This window comes from Arthrobacter sp. zg-Y1219 (assembly GCF_030125545.1).
Classification (GTDB): Bacteria; Actinomycetota; Actinomycetes; order Actinomycetales; family Micrococcaceae; genus Arthrobacter_B.
In genome coordinates this window covers 440983-453125 of record NZ_JASKLY010000012.1, presented here as the reverse complement: position 1 = coordinate 453125, position 12143 = coordinate 440983, and the positions used below count along the sequence as shown (strand labels likewise).

9 protein-coding genes are annotated in these 12143 nt (G+C 65.7%); 2 read left to right on the top strand and 7 right to left on the bottom strand.

Annotated features, from left to right (window positions below):
- Positions 1–568 precede the first annotated feature (568 nt).
- The 3 genes from tyrS to QNO00_RS09115 form a co-directional block, all read right to left on the bottom strand.
- Positions 569–1888: a tyrosine--tRNA ligase gene (gene tyrS, locus QNO00_RS09125; protein WP_229967731.1), complete on the bottom strand. Its 1320-nt coding sequence runs from the start codon at positions 1886–1888 to the stop codon at positions 569–571.
- Positions 1889–1901: 13 nt separating this feature from the next.
- Positions 1902–4169 (bottom strand): HelD family protein, encoded by a 2268-nt coding sequence (locus QNO00_RS09120; RefSeq protein ID WP_284024318.1) that lies wholly within the window; start codon positions 4167–4169, stop codon positions 1902–1904.
- Positions 4170–4338: 169 nt separating this feature from the next.
- Positions 4339–4893 carry an adenine phosphoribosyltransferase gene (locus tag QNO00_RS09115; protein WP_229967727.1) on the bottom strand — a complete coding sequence of 185 codons (555 nt, stop codon included), beginning with the start codon at positions 4891–4893 and terminating at the stop codon, positions 4339–4341.
- Positions 4894–5145: 252 nt separating this feature from the next.
- On the opposite strand from QNO00_RS09115, the gene QNO00_RS09110 reads away from it, so the two are divergent.
- Positions 5146–6138 carry an aldo/keto reductase gene (locus tag QNO00_RS09110; RefSeq protein WP_284024317.1) on the top strand — a complete coding sequence of 331 codons (993 nt, stop codon included), beginning with the start codon at positions 5146–5148 and terminating at the stop codon, positions 6136–6138.
- A gap of 60 nt (positions 6139–6198) precedes the next feature.
- Here the strand turns inward: QNO00_RS09110 and QNO00_RS09105 are convergent, their stop codons facing one another.
- Together QNO00_RS09105 and QNO00_RS09100 are read right to left on the bottom strand one after the other, a co-directional pair.
- Positions 6199–6852, bottom strand: coding sequence for a DNA-3-methyladenine glycosylase (locus QNO00_RS09105; protein WP_284024316.1), 654 nt, complete (start codon positions 6850–6852; stop codon positions 6199–6201).
- A gap of 78 nt (positions 6853–6930) precedes the next feature.
- Positions 6931–7794, bottom strand: a complete 864-nt coding sequence (locus QNO00_RS09100; protein ID WP_229967721.1) for an SRPBCC domain-containing protein — start codon at positions 7792–7794, stop codon at positions 6931–6933.
- Positions 7795–7981: 187 nt separating this feature from the next.
- On the opposite strand from QNO00_RS09100, the gene QNO00_RS09095 reads away from it, so the two are divergent.
- Positions 7982–10132, top strand: a complete 2151-nt coding sequence (locus QNO00_RS09095) for an HNH endonuclease (protein WP_284024315.1) — start codon at positions 7982–7984, stop codon at positions 10130–10132.
- 217 nt (positions 10133–10349) lie between these two features.
- Here QNO00_RS09095 and QNO00_RS09090 read toward each other — a convergent pair whose 3' ends face one another.
- Both QNO00_RS09090 and QNO00_RS09085 read right to left on the bottom strand, forming a co-directional pair.
- Positions 10350–11156 (bottom strand): maleylpyruvate isomerase family mycothiol-dependent enzyme, encoded by an 807-nt coding sequence (locus QNO00_RS09090; protein ID WP_284024314.1) that lies wholly within the window; start codon positions 11154–11156, stop codon positions 10350–10352.
- Positions 11157–11288: 132 nt separating this feature from the next.
- The gene (locus QNO00_RS09085; RefSeq protein WP_284024313.1) at positions 11289–11807 is read right to left on the bottom strand and encodes a pyridoxine/pyridoxamine 5'-phosphate oxidase; all 519 of its coding nucleotides are present in this window, start codon (positions 11805–11807) and stop codon (positions 11289–11291) included.
- Between the last annotated feature and the right edge of the window lie 336 nt (positions 11808–12143).

Here is a 12143-nt window from a genome sequence, read left to right as displayed (position 1 = left end):
TGCACTAAATTCGAAACCAGCTAAAAAAGTCCTCCCAACCCACGGGGTGGGCGGAAGAACCAGTTCAACCAATTAAAATAATTGGTATCAATAAACTTGGCACACTATTGAGTTCTCAAACAACAGATGCATCCGAAATACTCGGAAAAACAATTGAATGTCTTTCTTTTCTCTTCGCTGCAGTGTTTCTTTATTCTATCTCATCCGGACTGTTTTAGTAATTCCGCGTTATCCGCGAAACCTGGCCGAAACAACCGGGTGAACCCGCCACGAAGCTTCCGGACCTTGTCCGTTGCGTTGCGATGGGTTGTGGCTGCCGAGTCCGGGAGTCTCACTTGCAGAACATGTCTGTCAGGCGCTCACCGGGGCAACTCACTAAACTTTACACACCCTCGGCGGCTGGCGCAAACCCCTGGAGTGTGACCTCCTGCACGCTGCGCCGCCGGTTCCGGATGCCTCCTTGCGGACAGCTCCGGAACGAAGAAAGCCGGCACCCGCCCCTCGCAGCTCCGGAAAATCCGGAACCAGCGAGGGCGCTGGAAGCCAGCCTTCTAACGGGCCGTTAAAACTATACGGCGGACACTTCAACGGTCGCAAGAGTGCGCTTGCCGCGGCGCAGCAGCAGGTATCGGCCATGCAGCAGCTCCGTGCCGCCGATCACCGCTTCTGCATCCGTGACCTTGTGGTTGTTCACGTAGGCGCCGCCCTCGGCAACCGTTCGCCGGGCCGCGGAGTTGCTGGCCGAAAGGCCTGAAGCCACGAGCAGGTCAATGATGCCCAGGCCGCTGGCGTCCACTACTACCCGCGGGAGCTCGGCGGTGGCTGCGGTCAGGATGTCTTCGTCCAGCTCACTGAGGTCACCCTGTCCGAACAACGCAGCGGAGGCGGCGATAACCTTTTCGGTAGCCTCCACCCCGTGGATCAGCGACGTGACGTCAAAGGCCAGCCGGCGCTGGGCCGCGCGCTTGTGCGGCTCGGCCGCCACAGAGCGTTCCAGCTCTTCAATTTCAGCCTTGGACAGGAAGGTGAAGACCTTCAGCCGGTCGACGACGTCGGCATCTGGGGTGTTCAGCCAGAACTGGTACATCGCGTACGGGCTGGTCATGCTGCCGTCCAGCCAAATGGCGTTGCCCTCGCTCTTGCCGAACTTGGTGCCATCGGAGTTTGTGATCAGCGGGGTGCCCAGGGCGTGGACGCTCTTGCCCTCGACCTTGCGCACCAGCTCGGTGCCGGCCGTGAGATTGCCCCACTGATCAGAACCGCCGGTTTCCAACACGCAGTTGTAGTCCCGGAAGAGCTGGAGGTAATCCATGCCCTGCAGCACCTGGTAGCTGAACTCGGCGTAGGAAATGCCCTCGTCGGAGTTAAGCCGCGAAGAGACAATCTCCTTCTTGATCATGGTGCCCACCCGGAAGTGCTTGCCGATGTCCCGCAGGAAGTCGATGGCACTCATGGGCGCGGTCCAGTCAAGGTTGTTGACCATCTGCGCGGCGTTGCTTCCCTCGAAGCTGAGGAAGCGCTGCACCTGGCCCTGCAGGTAGCCGACCCACTCGGAAACGGTTTCCTTGGTGTTCATGGTGCGTTCCGCCGTCGGACGCGGATCTCCCACCAGCCCAGTGGAGCCGCCCACCAGGGCCAGCGGGCGGTGGCCGGCCAGCTGCAGCCGGCGCATGGTCAGCAGCTGCACCAGGTTGCCCAGGTGCAGGCTCGGCGCCGTCGGATCGAAGCCGCAATAGTAGGTGATTGAATCCCCGGCGAGCAGTTTCTCCAGTTCGGCCTCGTCAGTGGATACGTGGACCAGTCCACGCCACTTCAGTTCCTGCCAAATGTTGTCGAAGGTCGGATCGTTCTTCTGGGCGCGCAGGCCCGCTGGGGTTTCAGTAGTCACGTGTTCCAAAATATCAGGCTTCTTCTTCCACAATGCCGGCCGGGATCGGACCCGCGGCAATAAGACGCAGCCGCTGGGTCGGGCGGGTCATCGCCACGTACAGGTCCCCGACCTTCCCGGCCGCAGCGGTAAGCAGCTCTTCAGGCTCCAAGATGACGACGCCGTCGAACTCCAGGCCCTTGGCTTCCCGCGGCGAGGTCACCACTATGTCCTGTTCCAGCCCACCGGCGCCGGTGCCCAGCCGCCTGCCGTAGACAGCACCGACTTCGCGGCGGACGGCGTCGAGGTGGTGTTCCTCGGCGATGATCGCCAGCAGGCCGCCGTCCAGCGAGTCCAGGTCCTCCGGCAGGACCTCCATCAGGCGGGCAACCAATCCACCCTCCGGCACCCGGTCGACGAACGGTGCCCAGCGGCCTTCGCGGACGGCCTTGGGTGCGGAGACCACCAGACCGGAAGCATTGGCCATGCGGACCGCCGCCTCGGCGATCTGCGCCGGGGTGCGGTAATTCACCGTCAGCTCTTCGAGCGTCCAGCGGTCCCCCACAAACGGCGCCAGCGCCTGCTGCCACGACGTGGCCCCGGCGGCGGAGCTGGTCTGGGCGATGTCGCCGACCACGGTGAAAGACTTCAGCGGGCAGCGGCGCATCAGCAGCCGCCACTGCATGGCCGACAGTTCCTGTGCCTCGTCAACGACGATGTGACCGAAGGCCCAGGTGCGGTCCACGGCGGCGCGGTCGGCCGCGGTCAGGCGCACCTCCCCCTCGGTGTTGTGGTCCGCCAGGTCCTCGGCAGAGAGGATGCCGTGCGCGCCGGAGTCTTCCAGGAAGCCCTCGGTGTTCTCGATGGCCCGCTCGGCGTTTGCCAGGTCCCGCTTGCGCTGTTCCTCGCGCAGGGCGAAGTCGCGTCCGGCGGAGGCGTCCAGTTCTCCGAGCAGCTCCGCCGCCTCGTCCAGCAGCGGAATGTCGGATTCGGTCCACGGTGCGTCCGGGCTGCGGCGCAGGAGGCGGATTTCCTCCGGGCTCAGTTCGGGTGCGGCTGCTTCCAAGTGTCCGGGCTTGCTGAAGAGTTCGGAGAGCAGTTTCTCCGGCATCATCGGCATCCAGCACAGGTTGAGTGCCACCCGCACGTCGCGGGCGCTGCGCACGTCCTCGGCCAGATACGCCCGGTCGGTGCTGTTGCCGGCACCGGACGATTCCTCGAGCTGGTCGGTCAGCTGCTCGGTGAGTTCGCGCAGCAGGATCTTCACGAAGGTCACCCGGGCCTCGTTGTGCGGCTTGCCGGTGGCACGGGCCTTGTCGCGGGCGCGCTGGACCATTTTCGGAGTCAGCGTGAGGATGGTTCCCTCAACGTTCAGCTTCCGCGGTTCGGCCGGGAGCCGCTGGCGGTTGGCGACGGCGTTGGCCATCACTTCAGCCATGCCGATCCGTCCCTTGATCTCGGCGACGTGCGCGTTTTCTTCCTGCACGGCCGTGATGCCGGGCATCAGCTGGCCAAGGCTGGACATGACGACGCCGGTCTCGCCCAGCGAGGGAAGCACCCGTTCGATGTAGCGGATGAAGGCATTGGAGGGGCCCACCAGCAGGACACCGGCGGACTTGAGCCGTTCCCGGTGCGTGTACAGCAGATAGGCGGCGCGGTGCAGCGCGACGGCGGTCTTGCCCGTTCCCGGTCCGCCCTGCACCACCAGGGTGCCGGCCAGCGGTGCGCGGATGATGCGGTCCTGCTCGGCCTGGATGGTGCCGACAATGTCCGACATCTGTCCGGTGCGCTTGGAGTTCAGGGCAGCGAGCAGGGCGCCTTCGCCCTGAAGTGCAGCCTCCTCCTCGAGCATGGTGTAGTCCAGCACATCGTCTTCGATGGCCTGGACGTTCCGGCCCTTGAGGATCAGGTGGCGGCGGCGTCGTACGCCCTGCCGTTCGAACGCTGTGGCCTGGTAGAACGTGCCCGCTTCCGGGGCGCGCCAGTCGACCATCAATCGCTGCAGGTCCTCGGTGGACAGGCCGATGCGGCCGATGTAACGCTCTTCGCCGTCGTCGAGGTCCAGGCGGCCGAAAACCAGCCGGTCATCGACGGCGTTCAGCTGCGCCAGGCGGTCTTCATACATGGTCGCAAAGGCGTCACGTTCGGAGCGGTTCTGGTGTGAACCGGCCGAGTGGCTGCGCCGCACCTGGGCCAGCTGTTCGCGCTTTTCCTCGCGGAGTTCGTCGAGTCGCTGGTACAAACCGGCGACGTAGTGTCGCTCATGTTCCAGCTCGTGGTGGGCAGAAGACGTTTCAGGCATGTTCGCGTTCCCTCTCGCAAAGGCAGACCGTCAAGTTTAGCGCGCATTTGGACTTTTTCCATGCATTGAGCTAACCGGCTGATACCGGCCCTGTTCGGGGTGGTCGTGGTGCGCCTCCGTCCGGCGGCGCGGGTGGTGCTCCGCCGGACGGAAGAGCATGAATCCTCGGTCAGTAACCGATCAGTGCATGCACCGGGTAACCGGCAAGAGCCTGGCGTCCGCCCAGGTCCTTCAGCTCCAGCACGACGCCGAATCCGGCCACGACTGCGCCGGCCTTTTCGATCAGGCGTGCGGTCGCCCCGAGGGTGCCGCCGGTGGCCAGTACATCATCCAGGATCAGCACGCGGGCGCCCACCGGAATGTCGTCCTGGTGGACTTCGAGTGTATTTTCGCCGTATTCCATGGAGAAGCTCTCGGAATGCACGCGGCGCGGCAGTTTGCCCGGCTTGCGGATCGTGATGACGCCTTTGTCCGCCGCGTAGGCAGCAGCTGCGGCGAGGAGGAAGCCGCGTGCTTCCACTCCGGCAACGTAGTCGAAGCGGCCCTCGTACTCGGCCAGCAGCGAATCCACGACGCTCCGGAAGGCCTGTCCGTCGGCAAAGACGGGGGTCAGGTCACGGAAGACCACTCCCGGCTTGGGATAGTCGGGCACGACTGCACCCAGACGTTCGATCGTTTGTTCAATGGTCTCGTTGTTAACCGGTTCTGCCGGGGCATCTTTCACCCGTCCACCTTACCCGCTGCGTCCGCTCCGGCCCGAGCCGCGTGGACAGCTGTGGCACTTGTCTCGCCACGCCCGGCGCCCGCGTGACAGCGGGCACGCACACCGGGTCGGTCGGGCGGGCGGAATCGAGCGGAGTTATCGGCTGGAGGAATAAAGGGGCCTTCGACGGCGGTTGCCATCTGTCAGTGCCCTTTGCCCCTTTGGACAGGCCACTGAATTTAACGGCACCAACAGTCAAGGATTGCAACACATATGGCTAACCTGCACGAAGTGCTCAAGAACAAGATCGGATTCGGCACGGCTCCGCTGGGAAACATGTTCCGGAACATTCCCGAGGATGAGGCGCTGGCGACGGTTGAAGCCGCCTGGAATGAAGGCATCCGCTACTTCGACACCGCACCCTTCTACGGAGCCGGCCTGGCGGAATCCCGCCTGGGCGAGGTCCTCTCACAGCATCGCCGCGATGAGTACGCGCTGAGCACCAAAGTGGGACGGCTGATCCTGGATGAGGAAGAGGAAAAAAGCTCCGGCCTCTTCACGCACGGGCGTTCAAATAAGATCGCCACTGACTACACCGCGGATGCCACCCTGCGCTCCATCGAGGAGAGCCTGAAGAGGCTGAAGACTGACCGGCTGGACTTTGTCTTCGTCCACGACACCTCCCGGGACTTCCTCGGTGATGAGTGGGTCACCAAGTTCGACGAGGCGCGGACCGGCGCGTTCCGGGTACTCGCGCGGCTGCAGGATGAGGGCGTCATCAACGGCTGGGGCCTCGGCGTGAACACCACCGAGCCCATCGAGCTGGCCATGGACATGGATGAGGCAGCTCCGACTATGAGCCTCTCAGCCACTCAGTACACGCTGCTGCAGCACGAGCGCGCCCTGCAGCGCATGATGCCCGCTGCACTGGAGAAGGGCGTCGGCATTATCGTCGGCGGACCTTTCAACTCCGGCGCCCTGTTGGGCGGCGACACGTTCGACTACGCCGAGATTCCTCCGCAGGTTAAGACACGGATCGCCGAGCTGACCTCGGTGGCCTCCCGGCACGAGGTGAGCCTGAAGGCCGCTGCCCTGCAGTTCTCCGCCGCCCACCCCGCTGTGGCTGCGGTCATTCCCGGCTCCAGCCGGCCCGGACGCGTCGCAGAGGATGTCGCGGCGATGAAGGCCGAAATTCCGGGTGCGTTCTGGGACGAACTGCTGGAAAAGAAGCTGATTTCCGCGCAGGCTCCGCTTCCGCGCTCCTAGCAGGTTGCTTCGCCGAACGGCGTTCCGGGATGGCACTCATCTGGAACGCCGTTCTGCGTTTCACGGCCGCAGGGCCGTCGCTCCTGCGGATGCCGGCTGCTTGCGCGGCTGGGCGGGACGGTACTTGGACACAGTTGGGTCACCGGTGAGCCAGTACCGCCAGGGATATTCGCCTGAACCGCCGGGGCCGCTGACACCCACCCGCGGTCCGGACGAGACCAGTTCTTCCGGCACCGCCCGGTCCGGCAACTCCAGCCGCAGCGGGGCCGCGAAGACATCGGCGCCGTCGAGGTTCCTGTTGATGCCCAGGGCCTGGGCCAGCCGGGCCGGTCCGCGGGCGAGGTCCAGGTCGGTGCGCGGATTTCCGCGGCGTTCCCGTGCGGTTTCGATGCCGTCAGTGATTTCCCCGGCCCGCAGCAGCAGTCCGGTGGCCTGTCCCTCATCACCGCAGACCACGTTGGCGCAGTAATGCATACCGTAGGTGAAGTAGACGTAAAGGTGCCCGGCCGGACCGAACATGGTGTTGTTCCGGGCCGTGCGGCCGCGGAACGCGTGGGAGCCCGGATCCGCGTCCCCCATGTAGGCCTCCACCTCGGTGACCCGAACGCTCACCGGGCGGCCGCCGTCGTCGTGCGTCAGGGTTGAGCCCAGCAGGAGGCGGGCGGCGGAGGTGGCCGGTACCGCAAGCCGTGATCGTGCGCTTGTGTCTTCCATGCCTTCGACCGTAGCAAGATCCCGTCCTGTGGCTGGAATCGGGGCGCTCCTGCCATGCGGGGATGGTCGCGGGGACCGTCAGAGCATGGCGCGGTAGAACCGCTCAAGTGCGGCCCGCCGGTGCAGATTCGGATTCGGGGTCTGGCCGTCAAGCTGGTCGCGCACGGCGTCAAGGGCGGCGTGCCACGCGGCGAGGAGGGTGGCGGTCTGGTCCTGGCTGCCGGTGACCGGCTCGCGGATGGTGGCCTTGGTTTCGTGGCCGTCATCGGTCATCACCAGCTGCGCGTCCCCTCCAATACTCAGCGTCCTGCCGGCCGTCTCCACCGCCGCTTCCACATCCTCCGCCGGCGCCCGGTACCAACGCTCGAACACCAGCTCCGCGTCGGCACCCTCACCGGTCACCCGGCCCATCGTGGGGGAAATGTCGAATTCGCTGGCGTAGGCATCGCGCAGGGCAAGCCACCGATCCATGCTGTCAGGATCCGGTTCCCGCCCCGCGGCGACGCTGGCGAAGGAGTTCAGGATCCCCTGCCAGCCGGCACTGCCTTCGGTCAGGAAGTCCGGTGAGTCGGTGCGGGAGCGGAACTGCAGCAGCGCTCCCCCGCCGCTCTCCAGGACCTGCCATTCCAGCACCGATTCCAGGCCCAGCTGGTCCTCCCAGGTGAGCTGCAGGCTGGAACGCGGTTCCAGCTGGAGCACTGTGCCGGTGCTGGTGCCGCCGTCCATTTCCAATGTGTATTCCTTGCCCAGCCGCCACTGCGGTGTCACGTCGCCGAGCCAGCGTGAGACCTTTTCGGAATTGGTCAGGACATCCCAGATGTGGGCCGTGGGGTAGTCAAACTGGCGGTCGAAGGCCACCGCATATCCATCGGTCAGTTTCTGGATACGGCCCTCAGGGACTGCTTGCCCTTCCGGAACTGCGGGGCCAGATTGCTCAGACATGGCGGCCGTCCTCCTGCTCGGTGGAACCCCGGCTTTGAAGTCCCAGCCTAGCCGCGGTGGGAATGCTCCGTAAGTCCGAGCGGCTGTCCGTTGACTAGTCGCCGGCAGACCCGAGGTGTGCTGCGGCGGGGAAAGTCCGTCTTGAGGGCCAGCTGGAAATGTCGGTGGCAGCTGAAACCATGAATTCATGGACACAACAACGACGTTTGACCAGCGGACAGACCCTCCTCCGGATGCCCCGTGGCGTGATGATTTTCTGGTGTGGGAACCGCAACCGCCCGATCCGGAGTGGCCGCCCGACTCCGTCCCGTTTGATCCCCTGTGGGTCGGTGACCACGGTTCCGCTCCCCCGCGGGCCGACGGCGACGCCGGCGGGTGCGGTCCCGACGGCGGCGGTCACCATGGCGCCGGCGGCAGCAACGCCCGTGCCAATGCCGGTGCATGCGGCGCCGGTGCAAGCCCGGTGTTTTGTGCTGACCCGGCAATTAGTGCTGCTCAGCGCCACGCTCTGGCAGCGACCCTGCCCGAGGGGTTCACCGGTTCTTTGGGTCTGCTGGATGCTGCGGGCCTGGATCAGGAGCTGACCGGCACCGCGCTGCAGGGTGTGCGGATTCTGGAAGGCTGGGCCGCCGCCGCCAAGGCACGGCTGGTGCACCGCCAGCACCGGCTCATGTTCGAGGAGCTTGAGCAGTTCGACCGGCAACGGGCGGCCGAGGATGCCGAGCGCCGGGCAGCCGGCGAAGACGTAACCGGCACCGGCACCGGTACCAGCGCCCGGTGCGCCCGAACCGCCCGGCCGGGCGTTTCTGCCGGGCAGGGCGTAGACCGGAGTCTGGCGTTCAGTCTCTGTGCCACCGAGATCGCCACCCTGTTTCGGCTGCCCGAGGGAACCGCGATGGCCCTGGTCGAAGAATCCGAGGAGCTCTGCACCCGCTGCCCGGACACGCTGGCCCTGCTGGAAACCGGAGCGATCACCCTTGCCCAGGCGCGGACGATCCTGGACCAGACCAGATCCCTCATGGAACCGGCACCCGTGGCTGCTGCCGGCAGCGAAGCAGGACGCGACCCCGGGAAAGGGCCTCGAGGGGAAGACACCGGGCCGGAGAACAACAAGGGGCAGGAGAACGATCAGCCAGGCGTTGACGATGGCCGGCTTTTTCCGCCCGGAGCCGCTGCTGCCCTCGAGCAGGACCTGCTTCAACTCGCACCGGAGCTCACCAATGCCCAACTCACCCGCAAAGCCCGGCGGCTGCGCGAACGGATCTATCCGCAGAGCATTCCGGTCCGGCACCGGACCGCGTTTGATCAGCGTCGCGTTTGGTTCCAGCCCCGGCCCGACGGCATGGGACACCTCACCGCCTATATGCCGGCGGACAAGGGTCAGCAGATCTACGGCGCGCTGACCGGTGCAGCCCGCGGAGAGCAGGCCCAGGGCGATCCTCGGTGCCTGGATCAGCTGCGCACCGATATCCTCGCGTCCCTGCTCCTGCACACTCCCGAACCCTGGATCGGCGAGCCCGGGAACGGTCAAAGTCCGGATCCGGCAGCCGGCGAGGCCAGCACCACCGACACCAACCACGGCAGCGATCGAGACAGCTCCCCGGATGAAGCCAGTAGGCCAGCTGGCTTCAGCGGACTCAACGGGTCTTCCGGCTTCAACCGAGCTGACGGAGCCAACGGACCGAACGGACGCAACGGGTCTGCCGATGCCGGGGACCTCCCGCCGCTGCCTCCAGGCACGGTCGCGGAAATCATGGTCCTAATCAATGCTGACACGCTCTTCGGGGCCGATGACGCGCCGGCCGAGCTGGCCGGATACGGGCCGATCACCGCAGAAGCAGCCAGGCGGCTCGCCAGAGCAGCGTGCCGGTGGACCGGGCTGGTCCAGGATCCGTGTTCCGGGCAGGTCCTGGGCGTGGGTCGGCGCCGAAAGGTCCCGGCCGGACTGCGGCGATGGCTGCAGGCGCGGGACCAGACCTGCCGGTTCCCGGGCTGCAGCGCCGGCACCGCCCGGGCCGAAGCGGACCACACCATCCCGTGGGCGGCAGGAGGACCCACAGAACACTGGAACCTGGCGCACCTTTGTAAGAAGCACCACCTGTTCAAGACACTGGGGTTCTGGAAAGCACGACAGGTCACACCGGGCGTTCTGGAATGGATCTCCCCGCTGGGCCGGCACTATACGACCCAGCCCGAACTCACCCTCACACCGCAACACCGCCTTGATTCCGGCCCTTCAGTCAGTGCCCGCCCCGCGGCCAAGCGTGTGCCACTCTCCGTGGTGTTCTCGGGAGGAGGAGACAGCGGAAAGGACGGTGGAGAGCCGCCGCCGTTCTGAGGCGTCCAGCGCCCTTCAATCTGGGCCAGGCCTTAGGGGGCCAAGGCTAGTCTTAGGGCAGCTTGTTAGGCCAGCGTCTTACGGCGGGTTATTACGGCTGTGTCTTAGGGCCGGTTACTAGGCCGTCTATTAGGGCCGGTGATTAGGCCGATTATTGGGGCGGGTTATTAGGGCTGTACCTTGGTGGGGTCCGAGGGCGGCGGCCTGTTGCAACGCGCTATTTCGTTGGCAGCGCCGACGGCCAGGGCAGGAGTTTGGGCAGGTCCACGCCGTCGGCTGCGGCTTCTGCGCGCAGGCTGGCAAGATTCGGAGTTCGTCCGGCAAGCCAGGCGGCGATGTCTGTTGCCATGCCGTTCACCGAGACGGTGCTGGAAACCGGCTCCCCCGGGGCGGAACCGCCAAGGACGCGGGGCGCCAGACCGAGCGGCTGAAGCCTGAGGCGTACTCCGGCGGGAACCCGGGCCGAGAGGAAACCGAACAGGTGCTCGCAAAGCTGCGGCGACCAGGTGTCGGCCTCCACTCCGACACCCAGGTCCGTGAGGTGAATGACCAGTTCCCGCCACAACGCCAGGCCGCCGTCCCGAACGACGCCGCTGCGATAGGAAATCGGAGCCTGCCAGTCGGCTGCCTGCAGCCCGTGGAATGCCGCGAGCACGCGGTCCAGCGAGGTGCTGAGTTCGCGGCGGTGGCGGTCGGCATTCAGCACCGCGCCTTCTTCGATCGCCCGGTTCCGCCCTTCGGCGCCGCTGTCGTACAGCTCGATCGTTTCTCCGCGGACCGCGTACTCAAGTTGCCGGGCCATGCCGTCAGCGACACCCGCCACATGCGCGAGCACATGCCCGCGGGACCAGCCCGGGAGCTGCGAGGGAGAGCGGACGTCGTCGTCGGTAAGGAATCGAATGCGATCCCGGAAGTCCGCAGCCGCCGCGTCCAGGATGGCCACCAGCTGCGAGGGGGTGGGCCGGGGCTCCGGTTTGGAAACAGCAGGGGGTGCAACGCCGGGAACATCAGGGAGACCAGTCATGGGACCCACCCTAGGGGCACGACAGGCGAAAACGGGACAGCAGAGACGTCCTTTTTCGGTGTCGCCGTAAGGTGGCGGCGGTGTCCGCGGCGGCGGTCACGGCCTGGGCCAGGGAGCAGTCAGCCACGCAGATCACAGATCATAACGGTGCCGGATATGCCGCCGGTCCGGATCTGCCTGCCAGAATTCAATCTCGACCGGCTGGAGGGCGTAGAGCTGCCACTCGGGGTTTTCCGAACCATCGGCAGCTGGCCGCTCCGCCCAGTCACGCGCCGAGGCCGCCTCGGACAGCTGCACCACGGTGCCGCTGACGCGGATCTGCCGTCCCAGCTCGGACCAGTAAAAGTTCATGGCGGCCCGCGGGTTCTCCGACAGTTCCCGGCCCTTACGGGAGGTGCGCGACGTCGCGAACTGCCAGCCGTCGTCGTCGAGGTCCTTGAGGATGAGCATGCGGGAGGACAGGTTTCCGGCTGCGTCAGCGGTGGCCAGTGAGAAGGCATGGGGCTGGCGGACTCCGGCAGCCAGGGCCTCGTCCAGCCAGGACCGGAACAGGTCGGACGGATCCGCAGGGGCCGCCGCGGGGTCGAACCGCGGGAGGTTGTCCGGGAAGTCGGGCAGGGCGCGCAGCATCCGCCGGAAGGAGTCGCTCATGGGCCAAGGGTAGCTGAAGGCATCACAGTGATTCATGAAGGCCAACCAGCTGTCGAAGCACATCCGGGGGCACGGCATTCATAGTGCAGATGAGGGGCCTTCAAAGAATCCTTCGTGCAGATGACGGCCCCAGAATGCTCTTTTCGCCGCGGGAAAGCCCCTGATCTGCACTATGGATTTCCGGAGAGCCCCTGACCTGCACTATGGATTTCTGAAAAGCCACTGATCTGCACGACGGTCGCGATGGAAGGCCCCCTACGCACTGGAATCAATGGCATAAGGTGAATCGCCGGAACCATGGGGCTCACCGAACCACTGGAACCACTGAAATCACCG